Consider the following 17,078-nt stretch of genomic DNA (forward strand, 5'->3'; position numbering starts at 1 on the left):
CCTCGTGCCCCGCACGGACAGTCAGGTCATTGCCGGTCCGCCGCGGTCAGCACGTATGCCAGCGGCGGGTCCTGTGTCGGCTCAGGTTCTCCGATCCGAATGCTGTTATGCTCCCCGAAACGCACGACGCCGGTGATGTCGGCGTAATACAGTGGACAAGTCCATTGCTCGACCCGCTCGAAGCGATGATCCACTCGCGGCACGAGCGGAATCTGCTGATCATTGACCGCAAGCGTCGGCTGTGCCGGCGATGTCATCAGCACCGGCTTGTTCGGGCGGTAGATCAGCCAGACCCGATCCGCATATGCCCAGGGCACAATCTTCCATGTCTCGACGGTGTTCTGCTCGGTGAAGCCGTACGTCTTGAGGTACTCCGCTGGCAACTTGCCCTTGCCGATCCACTTCACCGCCGCGGTCAGGTTTGACGATCCATCCGGCGAAATCGGATTCAGCAGATCCGGGCGAGTGTCCTGCACCTGATCCAGGCTGAGCAACTCTCTTGGCAGAGTCGGATCCGAGGCTTGCTCCAGTGCCGCGCGCATATCGGGCATGTGGAAGCCGGTCGTCCATTGGTCCTCTTGCCGCGACCAGTCCGCCAGATCGATCGGGAAGCTGCTGCGGTTGGTCGGCGGCAGGGTTTTAAGCGCGCCATTCACCTCGAAGATGGCGCAGCTTTCGCCACGAACGCTCGCCTTGAGCGTATCTCCGTCCTTGAACGCCTGCGCCTGCTCCAGCGAGGGATAGATCTGCCGGATGAGCAATGGTCCATCGTGGCCGGTTTTCAGTTTCAACTCAAAACGGCGAGTGCCCGGTGCGTAGTTCAGTACATAGATCAGCCCCCGACCGTGGACGATCTTGCTGACGACGCAGTGATCCTGCGTCTCGGCGCAAGCCCGGGCAGGTCGCAGGACATCGGCATTGTCGCGCATCCAGTCAAAGAATCGCCTGGCGTAAGCGACATCCGCGGCGGGCATCTTCATCTCGATGTGCCCGAAGACCGGTGCTGCTGTGAACGCGCTGGATGCCGCGATCGTCTCCCTCCAGCCGAACGTATCGTGAAAGTTAAACCCGATGCCGCAGTAGGCGTGAACGCTGTAGGTGAACTGCTGAGGCTCAGGGTCGGTGTATCGGCGGGGGTTGCCCCAGTTTGAGTAGTGGGTGAGGAAGTAGTACAGCCCGTCCTCGGGCATGAGGTATTCGTACTTTCTTTGCCAGTTTCGGCGGCTGTCGCGGAACGCCAGGAACGTCGCCCAGTCCGCCGAAAAGTGCGCGATGTCGAAGCCATGGATGTCATCCGGATGATTCACGCGCACCAGCCGCTGAAACTGCGGCCCATAGACCGCCATGCCCAGGTGACATTCCGTGTATTGCAGTTTCTCCAGCGCCGCGTGGAAGTAATCCGACGTGTTTCGATGCGCGACATAGGTGTCGGGGCTGCTGTAAAAGTCGAAGGCGGTGGTCTGGAATCCGGCGGCGGCATACGCATTCAGCTCTTCGATCAGCGCTGGTTGCGCCGCCGGGTCGTCCCACTTCTTCTGCCCGTTGTTCAGCGTTCCCCCGGCGATGCGCAAACGCTTCAGCTCGGCCAGATTCGCCTGTGTGGTCGCATCCGTTTTCGCCAGCTTGATGAACCCGTCGATTCCCTTGCCCAGTCCTCCGGAGCCGAAGATCACCCCGTCGATCCCCAGCTCCGCCATTCGCTTCAGATACGCCGGCACGACCGGATCGTCGATGTCCACGCCCCATTGCCCCCAGCCGGCGTTCCAACTGAACCAGGTTGCGTGCCTGGCCGCTGAGGCCTTTCGCCGCTCAAGAAACCCCCTGTACCACATCCATCCCGGATATGGCTCGCCAGGCTCGCTGGCGAAAACGCCGAGGTAGAATGGCTCGGCATCGAACACTCCGCCGTTGTGCTTCCAGCCCATCTGCTGGTTCTGGAAAGTCCCGTCATCACGAACCTGATAGAACCAGTGTCCGACGCCCGCAAAAGTGCCTCCGTCGTCTGCCACGGAAATGATTCTGGGCCGATCGAACCTGCCCAGCTCCAGCACACGTGGTCGGCCACCATCGATCTCCGCCGAGCCGTAGATCAAACGATCGATCACTGGCTTGGCATCCCCACTGTCGATGCTGATCTGCCGCTGGAGCCAGTGTTCATCGGCGTGCAGCGTGTATGTGACGCGGATGCTCAGTCCCTGCTGAAGTTGCTGCTCAAGCACGATGCGAGCCAGCCGCTGGTCGCCGTGCGGTTGGGCGTCGGCGACGCTGGTCAATCGGCGGTCGGTCCATTCGAGCTTGCCGGCGCCGGTGATGATGGTTGCGCCAATGACATCACCGCTGAGCACATACCGCCGTGAGGTCAGGTGATTGACAATGGCCAGGACCGTGCCTTTCGACTCGGAGATCTCGACGGTGAGGAACGCGTTGCTGAGTTGGAGTTGATCGCGGTCGCGTCGCGCTTGAGGGGCATGGAGCGGTGCGGGAGGACGGCGCAGCGGCGCTGCCGGCAGCACGTCGGCGTTGACGGTATCGACAGGCTGCCGCGCCCCCGCCGCGGCCACCTCGCCCGCCTGCATCGCCAGCGCCATCGCCGCCGCCATGATCCACCCGATACGCTTGAATCGGTTCATCGATAAAATCCGGATTCAATCGAGAAAATCACAGGCGTGTGTTCTACCCGATCCCCGGCGTGCTTCGCAAGCCGTGTCCGATCCAACGCCAACCAGCCACCGCCGCTGACGCGAAATCTGATCGATCCATTCGCCGACGCCGTGGTCGAATGTCGCCTCGCGCCAGGCCAAATGCTGCTCTTTCATCTTGATCGCCCCGCGGTACACTTTCGGCCGGCTTGGACGGAACCGGGCCGCCCCGCGCGTGCTCCTGTTCGGATCAGACCGATCCCAAGCGACACACTCGACAGACAAACCAAAGGAATGCCAAGCGATGATCGAGAAGATTTTCAAAGCCTACGACGTGCGGGCCACCTACCCCAACCCGCTGAACGAGGAGATGGCCTGGAAGGTCGGCCACGCGACGGCGCAATACCTGAAGCGCAGCCGCGCGAACCTGCCCAAGGAACAGCAGGTCAAGCACGAGACGACGATCGTGGTTGGGCGGGACATGCGGCCAAGCTCCCCGGACCTGTCACGAGCGTTGTCGGACGGCATCCGCTCGGTGGGGTTCAACATCATCGATGTCGGAATGGTGGATACCAGCTTCATCTACTTCGCCATCAACCACCTGGACACCGTCGGCGGAATCCAGACCACCGCCTCGCACAATCCGGTGCAATACAACGGCTTCAAGATCAGTGGCCCCAAGGCCAAGCCCATCGGCGCGGCCACGGGGCTGGACGACATCAAGCGCATCGCATCGATGCTGAGGGTGGGACAGACCGGCGTGCAGGGCAAGTACGATGAAATCGACCTGTGGGGACCCTATCGCGACCACGTGCTTAAGTTCCTGGACCTGCGCCGACCCCTGCGCGTCGCCATCGATGCCAGCAACGGCATGGCCGGGAAAATGGTGCCGGCGGTTTTCGGCGGCGTGAAAGGCCTGGAGATCATCCCGATCCTCTTCGAGATCACCGGCAGCTTCGTCCACGAACCCAACCCGCTCGTCGAGGCCAACCTTCAGATGCTCAAGGACAAGGTGACCCAGACCAAACCCGATTTGGGCGCGTGTTTCGACGGGGACGCGGATCGGTGCATGTTCGTGGACGAGCAGGGCCGCACGATCGGCTGTGACCTGATCACCGCGTTGCTGGCGCGCGACTTTCTGAGCATGCCGGAGAACAGGGGCGCCACGATCGTCTATGACCTGCGATCCAGCCATGTGGTGCTGGACGAGATCAAAGCGGCCGGCGGCGTGCCGAAGCGGGATCGCGTCGGGCACGCGTTCATCAAGAAGACGCTGAGCGAGACGAAAGCGGTCTTCGGTGGAGAGCTCAGCGGCCACTTCTACTTCCGCGACAACTTCTGCGCCGACAGCGGCGCGATCGCGTTTGCGCGCGTGCTGTCGGTACTCAGCAAGCAGGACAAGCCGCTCAGCGCCCTGATCGACCCGCTGCGACGCTACGCCCAGTCCGGCGAAATCAACTTCCAGGTTGAAGACAAGGAGGCCAAGATCCGCGAGCTGGCCGAGGCCTATAAGAAGGGCCAGATCGACTATCTCGACGGGATCACGGTGGATCTTGGCGACTGGTGGTTCAACGTACGCAAGAGCAACACCGAGCCGATGCTGCGGCTGAACCTGGAGGCCAAGACGCCGCAGTTGCTCGCCGAGAAGCTGCGCGAAGTACAGCGGATTCTCGGCGAGCCGGTGCACGGCCACTGACTCGCCCGGGATCGCGCCGCGATAGACCGCCGTGTCCCCTGCCGCTGGCGGCCGCGCGCCACACCGACGCGCACCTGGCGGGCAGAAAACACCTGGCCGGTTCGCATATCCTTATCGCATGTGGTACGTAACGACCAGCAAGCCCCCCGACTGGCGAGCGGCACAGCGGCAGCTCAGTCGCACCGACCCGGTCCTTCGCCGCATCATCCGCCGCGTCGGGCCGTGCACTCTGGCGCCAAGACGCGACTATTTCAATCTCCTGTGCGTCTCGATCTTCAACCAGCAGATCTCCACGCGCATCGCCACCATCCTGTACAACCGCTTCCGCGATCAGTTTCCCGGCCGCCGACCCACTCCCTCACGGGTTCTTCAGTTCCTCCAGGCCGACGGCGAGCTTGTCAGGCACTGCGGCATATCCCGCCAGAAAAAGCAGTATCTGCTGGACCTTTCCCAGCGATTCGTCGATGGTCTGGTCCCCACGCGGCGGTTGTGGCGAATGAGCGATGAACAGGTCATCGAGTCGCTCACGCAGATCCGCGGCATCGGGCGATGGACCGCCGAAATGTTCCTGATCTTCGTCCTGAATCGGCCCGACGTGCTGCCGGTGGATGACCTGGGTCTCCAGCGCGCCGTCCAACGCGCCTACCACCTGCCGCACAGAATCGGCGGGCGGGAGCTGACGCAGTTCGGGCAGAAGTGGCGCCCGTGGCGAACCGTGGCAACGTGGTACCTGTGGCGGGGCGTGGAAGAAGAACCAGACTGATCAGCCCGCCGCTGCCCGCCGCTTCCACATCGTCCAAGCGCCCGCTACCGGGGATTCAACCCGCCAGCACTGCCCGGCAGCGATGCGGGCGGAAGCGCGCCCGCATCGCCGCGCTGTTCACGAGCACCCCATTGAGTTCCCGCAGTTCAGGCACTTGTAGCACGTGCCGCTGCGCACCGTGATGCTGCCGCAGACGTCGCAGGCAGGCGCGTCGGCCTGAAGCTCGCTGCTTTGCTGGCTCAACGGATCAGCCAGAATGCTCAGGCGCAGATTGGGGCCGGCCTGGGCTGCCGCGCCCTCGCCTGTTTGCTCAGCAGTGATGGCGGCAGAGGGAATCGTCTCGCCGTAGTCGAATGGCCGGGCGGTGTCCGGCTCGATCCGCGGGCCGTGCCCGTTGCCCGGACGCTCCGTGGCGACGGCGCGACTCGGTTCGGCGGCAGGCGCTTCACCGCCTGCCCCCCCGCCAGCACCCGCCGCGGCCCGACGCCTCGGCGCGTTGGCCGCGCGATAACCCGGCACAAACTCCATCCCCAGCCAGCGGAAGATGTAATCCACCAGGCTCTTGGCCATCGGGATCTCGGGATTGCGCGTCATGCCACTTGGCTCGAAGCGAACGTGCTCGAACTTGCGTACCAGCGACTCGATCGGCACGCCGTACTGAAGCGAGACGCTGACCAGCGTGGCGATCGTGTCCATCAGCCCGCCGATCGTGCTGCCTTCCTTGGCCATCGTAATGAACACCTCTCCGGGCGAGCCGTCTTCGTACAGCCCGACGGTGATGTACCCTTCGTGCCCGGCGACATCGAACTTGTGGGTGATCGCCCGGCGGGTATCGGGCAGGCGTCTTCGCAGCGGTCGCTCCACGATCCGTTCGACGATCTTCTCGATTACGTGCGTCTGCGCCGGGGCCAGATTGTCCGAACTGACCGCCGCACCCGTCGCCGGCGCCGCCGCGGCGGCGGCGCGGGCAACCTGCTGCGCGACTTCCTCGCGTGCCGCCTGCACGTCTTCCTCGCTTTCGCGGTCGGTCTTGGCTTCGGCTTCGCTGTCGGATCGGACGTTCAGCGGCTGGCTGAGCTTGCTGCCGTCGCGATACAGCGCGTTGGCCTTCAGCCCGAGCTTCCAGCTCAGGTAATAGCTCTGCTTGATGTCCTCGACGGTGGCCTCGTTGGGCAGATTGATCGTCTTGGAGATCGCGCCGCTGATGAACGGCTGGGCGGCGGCCATCATGCGGATGTGTCCGTCGACGGGGATGAACCGCTTGCCGTGTTTGCCGCACTTGTTGGCGCAGTCGAAGACGGCGTAGTGCTCGGGTCGCAGGTGCGGCGCGCCCTCGACCGTGCCGCGTCCGCAGATCACGTCATTGGCCACATCGATCTGTTTCTGCGTGTAGCCCAGCCGCCGCAGCAGGCTGAATCCCGGCGCCTGCCACTCGCTTTCGGGAATCTCCAGCCGCTCGAACGTCTGCGGCGACAGCGCCCAGGGGCTGAAGGCGAAGTTCAACTCGAACACGGCGGGCAGGCTGGCTTCGATCCGCTCCAGCTCCGCGTCGGTCAGCCCGCGGAGCTTCAGCGATTCGTAATTGATCTCCGGGCTGCCGTGCAGCGTGAGCGTGCCCATCACATATTTGAGGATGTCGTGAATCTGTTCGGCGCTGTAGCCCAGGTTCTTCAAAGCCGGCGCCAGCGACTGGTTGGCGATCTTGAAATACCCTCCGCCGGCCAGCTTCTTGAACTTCACCAGCGCAAAGTCCGGCTCGACGCCAGTGGTGTCGCAATCCATCAGCAGGCCGATCGTGCCGGTCGGGGCGATGACGGTGGTCTGGGCGTTGCGGTATCCGTGCTTCTCGCCCAGCTCCAGCGCGCGATCCCAGCACTCGCGGGCGCTGCCGAGCAGATCGGGCGAGGCCAGCGGATCGCCAACCTGGAACTGAGCGGCGTCAATCCCGACGGGTTTGATGTCGAGCTGCTCGTAGTCCCCCAGCGCCTTGCGATGCTCCGGGTTGTTGGCCACGTCGTAGGCGGCGCGGCGGTGGTTTCGAATGACGCGGAGCATGTCGGCGCGGTTCTCCTCATAGCCGGGAAACGCTCCAAGCTCGCGCGCCATGTCGGCGCTGGTGGCGTAGGCTTCGCCGGTCAGGATCGCACTGATCGCGGCGCAGATCGCTCGCCCTTTGTCGCTGTCGTAGGGTATCCCCGCCTGCATCAGCATCGCCCCAAGATTCGCGTAGCCCAGCCCCAGCGTGCGGAACTTGTAGCTCAGATGCGCGATCTGTTCCGACGGGAAGCTGGCCATCAGCACCGAGATCTCCAGCACGATGGTCCAGAGGCGGATGGCGTGCTTGAAGCCCTCGATGTCGAAGCGGCGGTTGTCGGCGTCGAAGAAGCTGAGCACGTTCAGGCTCGCCAGGTTGCACGCCGTGTCGTCCAGGAACATGTACTCCGAGCAGTTGTGGACGGTGATGCCGTTGGCGATGAAGCTGCAGGTCACCGGCTCGGTCAGGTCGAAGACCTGCTGCCTGCCGAGATACACGCAGGATGCCACACGGTCCCAGTTGCCCTGTGATCCTGACGCAAGCGCATCGGTGGACCGGTTTATGGCAAGCGACGCCGCCTGAGCAAGCTGCTGGAGCTTGCTGCCGGGCAGCAGGCCGATGTGTTTGGCAAAACAGCGGAGGCTGCCCGAGTCGATGCGCAGGCCGTGGCGAACGATTTCTGCGCTGCCGCCGCCGTCCGTGCTGGTTGCGCGCGGCTCGGGTCCAGTGGGGGCGACCCGACGAGGTCGGGGCAGGCCTCCGCCAGCGAAGGCTCCGCCTTCGCCATGGTCTTTGCAGTTGGGAACAAGGATCGATTGCACGCCGAAGCCCAGCAGCAGCAGTTGCACATCCTGAAGCAGTCCCAGCGAATCGGAGTGCAGTTCGATCGTGCCGTGCGCGAACACGCTATCCGCGGTGAACAGCGCCCGCAGCAGGTGCTTTTGCGCCGCCAGGCCGGCGGTGAACGCCTCATCCCCCAGGCGACGCACACCGTTTTCGGTCCGCACAAACGCCCTGAGGCGCGAAAGAAGCCGGCGATTGCTCAGCGTGGCGGTGACGGTCGTGCCGGACTCGGAGGCATCGGCGGAAGATTCACCGGCAGCACTGGCCGCCCGCTCGGCGGGGGCATGATCCGCCGGCTCGACGGCCTCGAGCATCGCCGTGTTCACGTAATCATCGTCGTACGCCCGCTCGAAGGCGCGCTCGCCCCAGGTCTGGCACACGTAACGCACGAATGCATCGATCTGATCGGCATCGCTGAAGCACCGATCCAGGTGCAGTGCCTCGGGATCGCCGTTGGACGAGCTGAGGAACAGCCCCAGCAACTGGAAGAACCGCGGATCCTGCGGCTCGCCGATCTCGCGGACGGTGGCCGGGGCTGCGGGCAGGCGAATCTCGTCGTCGGTGGTCAGATGCTGGGCCTGCACCCATCCGCGGCGGCGAGTCCAGACTTTGTGATCGGCGGTGAGCTTGACGCTGTACCCGCCCAGGGTACGCAGCTCGAAGACGTCGCGCGTGCCGGTGGGGAACGCGCCTTCAGTGGCGTGGATCTCCTGCCCGTAAAGGTTGGTGACGATCCGCGCCGGAAGATGGATCATCTGGTCGATGCGCCGCCACACGCCGCCGGGCGTGAGCACACGCGTGTCGCCCGTGACACAGGGGTTGGAGGCGTTGATGCGTCCGGATTTGGGACAGGTGTGCCACTGATTGATGGTGTCGTCGAACTGCACCCCCGGATCGGCGCAGCGCCACGCCGCGAACGCGATCTGCTCCCACAGATCACGCGCCTTGAGGGTCTTGCAGATCTTGCCGTTGGTCCGCCAGGTCAAGTGCCAGTCGCCGTCCTCCTCGATGGCCTTGAAGAAGCGGTTGGGGATACGCACGGAGTTGTTGGAGTTCTGCCCGCTGACGGTGTAGTACGCCTCGCCGTTGAAGTCGTAATCGAGCTTCAGCCCCAGCTTCCTGGCCAGTTCCTGCTGATCCTTCGGGAGGTGTTTCAGCCCTTCGACCATGCAGGCGACCTTGAGTTCCTCCCGGACCTTCCAGTTGATGAACTGCTCGACGTCGGGGTGATCCAGATCCAGGCAGACCATCTTGGCCGCGCGGCGCGTGGTTCCGCCGGACTTGATGGCCCCAGCGGCGCGGTCGCCGATCTTCAGGAAGCTCATCAGCCCCGAGCTTCTGCCGCCGCCGGAAAGCGGCTCGTTCTCTCCGCGCAGCCTGGAGAAGTTGGTCCCGGTTCCCGAGCCGTATTTGAACAGCCGGGCCTCGCGGATCCACAGATCCATGATCCCCCCGGGGTTCACCAGGTCGTCGTTGACGGACTGGATAAAACACGCGTGGGGCTGCGGGTGCGAGTAGGCGTCGCGGCTCTTGTGCAGCTCGCCGGTCTTGGGATCGCAGTAAAAGTGCCCCTGCGCCGGACCGGTGATGCCGTACGCCCAGTGCAGACCCGTGTTGAACCACTGGGGCGAGTTTGGCGCGCACATCTGGTGCAGCAGCATGTAGGCGATCTCGTCGTAGAATGCCTGCGCATCCTCGGCCGAATCGAAGTACCCGTGCTTCTCGCCCCACCATCGCCAGCACCCCGCCAGTCGGTGAATCACCTGCCGGGCGCTGCGTTCCGGCCCGGTGACGACGTTTCCCTGGGCGTCGCGGATGGGATTGCCTTGCGCGTCGGTCTGCGGCACGCCGGCCTTGCGGAAATACTTGCTCACCATGATGTCGGTGGCGAGCTGACTCCATTGCCGGGGGATCTCCGCATCGTTCATCTCGAAGACGACCGAGCCGTCGGGATTGGTGATGCGGCTGGTGCGCTTCTCCCATTCGACGGTGCTGAAAACATCCTGCCCGGGCTTGGTGAATCGACGATTGATTTTCATGGGCGTACCACTTCGTGATTTCGCTTGTCGGTTACGGGTTACTGCTCTGTGATCGCTCGCTGGTTCACTCGGTCATTGCGCATCTTCCCATCCCCATTTCTCCCCATCCTCCTACCTGCTGTTTCCGTCATGGCGCCGCACGCGTGGATGGCGCAGCGACCTGGCCGGGCCGTCCGGGGCGGATCGTGCCGCGGCGGATGACGTTGGTCGTATTGCTTTCCAGGTAAATGCCGTACGTGTGGTCCGCCGGCAGCGGCCCCAGCTTCATCGTCGCGCCACCGACGCGGATGCCGGTTCGGGCATCCACCGCCACCAGCGTTCGAGCCGGAACCGGCATGCGAAGCAGGTCCTGATTGCCGGTCAGGTCCGCCACACGCACAATCGCCGCCGACTCCACCAGGTAGACCAGCGGCGCTGGCGCGCCCTGCACGACCGGCAGGACCGGCGTGGGCGGCACCGCGATCGGCTGCTCTACCCAGGTCTGTTCGGGTCTGGGGACGGCGACTTGAGTCGCTGGCGGAGGAAGCGCCCGGGCCGCTCGCTTGCCGCCGCGGGCACAGCCGCCCGGCATCATCGCCCCCAGGGCAATCGACCCGGCAGCCAGGCAGCTCAGCCACCTGCGCCGAAGCACCTGACTTGGGCCAAACGATTGCATCGACAACCTCCCTGGAACCCCGCCGGCGACCGCTGCCGCCTCAGGCGCTTCTATCTTCCGGCCGGCCGGGTCGCGGGCGACAGCGCCGCCCCCCCTCGCCCCGGCGGCATTTCCGACGCTTTCAGCGGCGAAAAATAGATCGCATATCGATGCTCCGGCTCGATCGGCGTCAGCAGCACGATCCGATCCTGCGGCGAAGCCGAAGGGCTGACCACGATCGCCCGATCCACCGGATCAATCGTCAGAAGCCCCCGGGCGCTGATCGGGTCGGTGATCGTGGCCGTATGTTTCAGCTCACTGGTGGTGATGTCCACGATGGTCACGATCCCGGGCTGTGCCATGACGAACGACAGCGGCAGCGTTCCGATGGCCACAAGCTGCGCCCCCGCCGGCGCCAGATCCGCCCCCTGCGCCGAACGGGTCTTGCTGGCCGCGTCCTGCTGCGCGCAGCCGCCAGTCAGCAGCATGACATCTATGGCGATTATTGTAACGCCCAAAATGAAACACCTGACCACGGCACGTTTCATGGCTGAGCACTCCCGATCGCGATCGCGTCTGCCTGCGGCCTTGCCGCGAGGCATCGCGATGCGACCCGCGATGCCTCAATCGACCCTCGGCAACGTCAATCCCGTCTGGTTCTGGTATTTGCCGTTTTTGTCGGCGTAGCTGACGGCGCAGACCCGCTCGCCCTTGAGGAAGATGAGCTGGGCAATGCCCTCGTTGGCGTAGATGCGTGCGGGCAGCGGCGTGGTGTTGCTGATCTCCAGGGTAATCTTGCCCCGCCATTCCGGTTCGATCGGGGTGACGTTGACGATGATCCCGCAACGCGCATAGGTGCTCTTGCCCACGCAGATCGCCAGGTAGCCGCGCGGCATGCTGACCGTCTCGACCGTCTCGCACAGCGCGAAGCTGTTGGGCGGGATCAGGACATGATCTTCGCCGGTCTGCTCGCAGTCGATCGTCACGAACGAGCGTTCGCTAAATCGCTTGGGATCGACGATCTGGCTGTTGACGTTGGTGAAGATCTTGAACACCGACCCGACGCGCAGGTCATAGCCGTAGCTGGACAGCCCGTAGCTGATCCGCCCCGGCCGTTTGAGGTTTTCCTCGAACGGCTCGATGCCGATCAGTTCGCGGATTTGCGTATCGCACAGAATCCCCATGGCGCGTGTTTCCGACCGTGTCGGTTGAATTGCAAAGGACAACGAACCTGCCACGGGATCGCGGTTCGACCCAGCCGCTTTCCCGGCAGCCTGTCACGTGCAAACGTGATGCCGACTTGACCTACCGGACACCGAACAAGGCCATCCCTGTCCAATACCTGCGTCAACCGTGACAGATCGCATGATACACTACATCTGGTATCCGTCAACCTGGACTTTACTAAATGTTGGATAACCCAAGGCTCACGAAATCCTAACGCTTCGGCAGTGCCGGGCTTAGGGTAGCCAGATTTTTCTTCCGCTGGCAGTTGGAGCACCGTGCGGCCCAAGTTATCCACCGGCTGGCAACACTTGGGGCGGTGGATAAGGCAAGCTGGCCGGGTTGCGGGAGGCGATCGTCTGAGCGGCCGGGCGGTCCATGATCCGATCGAATCAGGCGATTGGCACGCTTTTCGCCAGCAAAATTCTGTCGTCGGATCGGACACAAGCCAGTATCATGCTGGGGCCAACCCCGGCCCGTCCGCGATTGTGGCGGCCGGCTTGCGTCGCCGAATCCATTCAACCTTGTGCTTCACACCAGGGAGGCTGTGATGATCCCCGCCCGTCGCGCCCTCGCCGTGGCCACAGTGATCGGAGCTTCGACAATCTGGATCACTCCGGCGGACACATTGGCGGATGTGCCGCTGCGGGCCACGCGCATTGTGGCCGGGTTGTCCGATCCCATCTACGTCGCCCAGGCCCCGGGCGATAATGACCGACTCTTCATCGTCCAACAGGGCTTCAACGGCTCGGCCAGCATCTACATCTACCGCTACAGCACCGGAACGCTCAATGCGACGTCGTTCCTGACCGTCTCCGGCCTGGCCACCGGTGGCGAACAGGGACTTCTGGGGCTGGCGTTTCATCCGAACTACGCCTCAAACGGGCAGTTCTACCTGAATTACACGGCGGTGGGTGGCCAGTGGGGCGCGGGCGTGACGCGAATCGTCCGCTACACGCGCAGCTCCGCCGATATGGCTGATCCGGCCTCGGCGCAGCCCGTATTGAGCTTCGATCAGCCGCAAGCCAACCACAACGGCGGATGGATGGGTTTCGGGCCGAATGATGGATACCTGTACATCAATACCGGCGACGGTGGCGGCGGCAATGACGACGACATCGGGCACACCCCGGGCATCGGCAACGCACAGGACACCTCCAACCTGCTTGGCAAGGTGCTTCGCGTGGACGTCAACGCCGACGACTTCCCCACCGACCCGCAACGCAACTACCGTATCCCCCCCACCAATCCGTTCGTCAACCAGCCCGGCGCCGACGAGATCTGGTCTTACGGGCTGCGTAACCCCTGGCGAGCGAGTTTCGACCGCGGCACCGGCGATTTCTACATCGGCGATGTCGGACAAGGTGCGCGCGAGGAGATCAACTTTCAGCCGGCCACTTCCAGCGGCGGTGAAAACTACGGCTGGCGCGCCATGGAAGGCGAGCTGGTCACTGGCCTGACGCCCGTGCCCCCTTCCCCGCCACGGGTCGATCCCATCCACACCTACGTCAATCCCAATGAAGGGCGCGCGGTGACTGGCGGATACGTCTACCGGGGAAGCGAGAATGACGCCCTGGCCGGCACCTACTTCTTTGCCGACTATGCCTACGGGCGCATCTGGTCCTTTCGATACGATCCACAGACTGGCCAAAAGCTCAACTTCCGCCACCTCACCGGCACGATCCCGACCGACGCCGGTTCGATCGGGCTGATCTCCAGCTTCGGCGAAGACAACCTCGGGCGGCTGTACATCGTGGATTTGGGCGGGGAAATCTTCCGGCTGATTCCCGCAATGCCCGGCGACGCCAATCTCGACGATGTGGTGAACATCCGCGATCTGTACCTGCTGGCCAGCAACTGGCAGACATCCAGCGCCGCGACATGGCGCATGGGCGATTTCACCGATGATGGCAGGATCGACATGCTGGACCTGAACGTGCTGGCCTCGCGATGGCAGGACATTCCCGGAAGTTCGAGCCTCTCGGAGGCACTGGCCCAGCTCGGTTTGCCGCAGGTGACGGTGCCGGAGCCTGCCGCCCTTTCCGCCGTGCTGCTGATTCTTCTTCCGTCGATGCGATCGCGGCGGCGACGCTGAGCCGCTGCGTTGCCTACGCCTATTTTTGCCGGCCGGCAGGCGGTATAACACCCGGCCGGCCATGAATCGACGAGCGCTGTATCAGTGGGTGGCGCAGCAGTTGGGCGACCGTCGGCAATCCCCCGAATCGCTGCTGCAAGATTGCATCCAGGCCATGCGGATGCTCCGCGATCTGCCCGCGGACAACCGCCGCGGCCACAGGGAGCTGCTCGGCGATCCGCAGATCCGGCAGTTGCTCCAGCAGGATGATGCACTGGGACAGATCTACCAGGCGATCAACGCGCCTGCGCTGGAACAGGCCTACCGCGGCGCGGCAGCGACGAAAGTTCACGCCGCGGGAGATTCCGGCGGTGACGCAACTGTTCACGCCGCGATGGGTCGTCCAGTGGCTCTTGCACAACACGCTGGGACGAATCTGGACGGAGATGCATCCCGACACCTCGCTGCGTTTCGAGCATCTGATTCCCGTCACCACGCAGCCGCTGCCTTCTCCGCCTCGGCAGGCGCGAGACCTGCGCATCCTCGATCCGGCCTGCGGGACGATGAACTTCGGCGTTGTCGCCATCGAGATGCTTCGGGCGATGTATCGGGAGGAGATGGACCGGGCCGGGCGACCGGGCTGGGAGGCTGAACCGTCGGCGCGCGATCCCCACCAGATCGCGCCATCGATCATCGCCAACAACCTCGTCGGAATCGATATCGATCCGACGGCTGTTCAACTGGCGGCACAGACGATCCGGATGAAGCTGCGGGTGCCGCAGGAGCAGGGTCGAGTGCAATTGTTCTGTGGCGACTCGCTGCTGGATCCGACCATCACGGCCAACTGTCAGGGCGTCTTCGATGTGGTCGTGACCAATCCGCCCTATCTGAGCGCGCGGAACCTGCCGGCGGAACTTGTGCAGCCGTTGAAGAAGCGGTTTGCCGGTGCCTGGCGCGACGCGTATGCCTGCTTCATCGTGCAGAGCCTGCGCTTTGCGAGGCCTGGCGGGCGGGTGGGACTGCTCACGATGCAGTCGTTCATGTTCACCGCCGCGTTCGAGACGATGCGCCGTCAGATCCTCCAGACCGCATCGATCGATGCGATCGCGCACTTCGGGCCGGGGCTGTTCGATGTCGGCAATCCGGGGACGCTCCAGACCGTTGCGACGGTGATGCGCAACGTGCCGCCGCCGCCGAACCACTCGCTGACGGCCATCCGACTGGTGGAGGCGCCGGACAAGCGGCAGGCATTGCCGACGGCGCCGCGACTTGCGGTTGAACAGAGGGAGTTGGGGGACTGGCCGCGCGCGGCGTGGGTGTACTGGGGCAGCCCGCCGCTGCGCCGCGCGTTTGGGCGCTTCGCGAAGCTGGCGACGATCGCTCCGCCGCGGCAGGGTCTGGCCACCACCGACAACGCCCGCTTCGTTCGATATTGGTGGGAGGTCGAGCCCAGCGCGTCCGATGTGCCCTGCCGCGCCACGCCGGGCAAGTGGCATCCATACGCCAAGGGCGGACGCTTTCGCCGCTGGTACGAATCGCCACGACATCGCGTCGATTGGCTCGACGACGGCGCCGCGATCAAACGGGCCATCGTGCAGCGGTATCCCTATCTCAATGGGCAGTGGCAATGGGTCGCGAAAAATACCGGCTTCTACGGGCGGCGGGGTGTGACCTACTCGTATCTGACCAGCGGCCGATTCAGTGCCCGCCTGCTGGAGCCAGGCGCGATCTTCGACGTTGCCGGCTCGTCGCTGTTCCCTGATGAGCCGCTGACGATTCTGGGGATACTCAACTCGACAGTCGCGGGCGAATTGCTGGCGGCGATCAACCCGACGATCAACTTTCAGGTGGGAGATCTGGCTCAGCTTCCGGTGCCGGCCGCGCGCTGCCCGGAGCTGGAGGCGCAGGTGGCGCGCGCCATCGAGATTCAACGCAGTCTGGACCGTCACGACCCAACCTCGCCCGATTTCATCACGCCCCTGCCATGGAACAACGCCGGGCAGATCGTCGCCAGCGCCCAAACGCGGCTCTGGGAGATCGAACGTCGCATCGATCAGTTGGTCGCCGAGCTCTATGGGATCGACTCGGCGCATCATGTATCGCCGGCCTTCATCGAGCTGGATCCTGTGGAGCTGGCGCGGCAGTGGATCGAGCAGGCGCTACGACGCGTGTGCGCCAGGCGGCAGGTCGTGCGCATCAGACCCGTCGATGATGATGCGATTCAAGAGCTGCGCGACGAATTGATCAGGCTGACCAGCGTGTCAGAGGCGCGACAGATCGAGCAGGCCGTCGGCGGGATCGGACGCTACCTGGCCCGCGGGTTCTTCAAACATCACGTTGAGAGCTATCGCCAGCGGCCACCGCTGTGGGTAATTGGCAGCGACGAGCAGGCAGTCGTGGTCCCCCACGACCGCGCAACGGGACAGGTCCTGGAGCCGATTCTGGCGGCGGCGGACGCGTCACTGGTCCGCGGCTGGCGGCGGCATGTCGATGACGGGGTGCTGGTGAATCTGGCCCCGCTATGGCGATGGGTTCCCAATCACGGCTTTCAGCGAAGGCTCAGGGTGATAGACCAGGAACTGCGCGCCGGTGGCCTCGAGTGGAGCCAGACCTTTCAGGATGTGTACCACGCTGCGGGCTTCACTCCAGCATCGATTCGCGGATTCGCTTCATCTGCCGGGCATTCTCAAGCGGATCCGCCTGGGACAACTGTCCGGTCGGCAGCACGCAGGTGAATTCGGCGCCGATGCGATAGTAATCCGGGCCGGAACTGTGACAGTGCTTGACCGTGCACAGCAGCGAAACCAGCCCCACCCCGTCTTTTCGCGGCATCTGCGTGATGAACTGTTGTCCCGGGACCATCTGGGCGTGGTAAAGAATCGCGATGCCGCGCGCGGAAAAGTCGCAGGCCGTCACCTTCACAGGATCCTGAAGCCGATCGTCGGCGATCGGCACGATCGTCAGCCGCGCCTGTAGCTCCAGCCGCGCAGCCCGACGACGCTCGTGAGTGCGTGCGGGCTGGCGGGCGTCGAACGAGGCGGCCAGTTCTGCAAACTGCTCGGCGGACAGTCTCATCGCCAGCTACTCCCAATCCAGAACATCGGACCCAGAGCCTTTGAACTTGATCAGTT

11 protein-coding genes are annotated in these 17,078 nt (G+C 64.1%); 4 read left to right on the top strand and 7 right to left on the bottom strand.

Translation table 11 applies throughout. The features are described from left to right. Positions 1 to 26: 26 nt before the first annotated feature. Positions 27 to 2,630 (bottom strand): hypothetical protein, encoded by a 2,604-nt coding sequence (locus tag ACQS5P_RS01190; protein WP_428939076.1) that lies wholly within the window; start codon positions 2,628 to 2,630, stop codon positions 27 to 29. Positions 2,631 to 2,943: 313 nt separating this feature from the next. Here ACQS5P_RS01190 and ACQS5P_RS01195 point away from each other — a divergent pair, with 313 nt between their 5' ends. Both ACQS5P_RS01195 and ACQS5P_RS01200 read left to right on the top strand, forming a co-directional pair. After that, positions 2,944 to 4,335, top strand: coding sequence for a phosphomannomutase/phosphoglucomutase (locus tag ACQS5P_RS01195; protein ID WP_428939077.1), 1,392 nt, complete (start codon positions 2,944 to 2,946; stop codon positions 4,333 to 4,335). A 118-nt stretch (positions 4,336 to 4,453) separates the two neighbouring features. Then, positions 4,454 to 5,098, top strand: a complete 645-nt coding sequence (locus ACQS5P_RS01200; RefSeq protein ID WP_428939078.1) for a DNA-3-methyladenine glycosylase family protein — start codon at positions 4,454 to 4,456, stop codon at positions 5,096 to 5,098. Positions 5,099 to 5,215: 117 nt separating this feature from the next. Here the strand turns inward: ACQS5P_RS01200 and ACQS5P_RS01205 are convergent, their stop codons facing one another. The 4 genes from ACQS5P_RS01205 to dcd all read right to left on the bottom strand — a co-directional run bounded on the left by ACQS5P_RS01205 (position 5,216) and on the right by dcd (position 11,833). Beyond that, positions 5,216 to 10,015: an LAGLIDADG family homing endonuclease gene (locus ACQS5P_RS01205; protein ID WP_428939079.1), complete on the bottom strand. Its 4,800-nt coding sequence runs from the start codon at positions 10,013 to 10,015 to the stop codon at positions 5,216 to 5,218. Positions 10,016 to 10,142: 127 nt separating this feature from the next. After that, positions 10,143 to 10,670: a hypothetical protein gene (locus ACQS5P_RS01210; RefSeq protein WP_428939080.1), complete on the bottom strand. Its 528-nt coding sequence runs from the start codon at positions 10,668 to 10,670 to the stop codon at positions 10,143 to 10,145. Positions 10,671 to 10,720: 50 nt separating this feature from the next. Next, a complete protein-coding gene (locus ACQS5P_RS01215; RefSeq protein ID WP_428939081.1) occupies positions 10,721 to 11,137 on the bottom strand; it encodes a hypothetical protein in 417 nt (138 codons plus the stop codon). 135 nt (positions 11,138 to 11,272) lie between these two features. Continuing rightward, positions 11,273 to 11,833: a dCTP deaminase gene (dcd, locus tag ACQS5P_RS01220; protein ID WP_428939082.1), complete on the bottom strand. Its 561-nt coding sequence runs from the start codon at positions 11,831 to 11,833 to the stop codon at positions 11,273 to 11,275. 590 nt (positions 11,834 to 12,423) lie between these two features. On the opposite strand from dcd, the gene ACQS5P_RS01225 reads away from it, so the two are divergent. Further along, positions 12,424 to 13,968, top strand: a complete 1,545-nt coding sequence (locus tag ACQS5P_RS01225) for a PQQ-dependent sugar dehydrogenase (protein ID WP_428939083.1) — start codon at positions 12,424 to 12,426, stop codon at positions 13,966 to 13,968. A gap of 19 nt (positions 13,969 to 13,987) precedes the next feature. Here the strand turns inward: ACQS5P_RS01225 and ACQS5P_RS01230 are convergent, their stop codons facing one another. After that, the gene (locus tag ACQS5P_RS01230; RefSeq protein WP_428939084.1) at positions 13,988 to 14,335 is read right to left on the bottom strand and encodes a hypothetical protein; all 348 of its coding nucleotides are present in this window, start codon (positions 14,333 to 14,335) and stop codon (positions 13,988 to 13,990) included. On the opposite strand from ACQS5P_RS01230, the gene ACQS5P_RS01235 reads away from it, so the two are divergent. Then, entirely contained in the window at positions 14,319 to 16,682 is a 2,364-nt protein-coding gene (locus tag ACQS5P_RS01235; RefSeq protein WP_428939085.1) for an Eco57I restriction-modification methylase domain-containing protein, read from the top strand. The genes ACQS5P_RS01230 and ACQS5P_RS01235 overlap by 17 nt on opposite strands. Here the strand turns inward: ACQS5P_RS01235 and ACQS5P_RS01240 are convergent. Continuing rightward, positions 16,588 to 17,022 carry a PilZ domain-containing protein gene (locus ACQS5P_RS01240; protein ID WP_428939086.1) on the bottom strand — a complete coding sequence of 145 codons (435 nt, stop codon included), beginning with the start codon at positions 17,020 to 17,022 and terminating at the stop codon, positions 16,588 to 16,590. The two genes, ACQS5P_RS01235 and ACQS5P_RS01240, sit on opposite strands and share 95 nt — an antisense overlap. Between the last annotated feature and the right edge of the window lie 56 nt (positions 17,023 to 17,078).

It is taken from the genome of Fontivita pretiosa, assembly GCF_050410795.1.
GTDB classification, from domain to species: domain Bacteria; phylum Planctomycetota; class Phycisphaerae; order Tepidisphaerales; family Tepidisphaeraceae; genus Fontivita; species Fontivita pretiosa.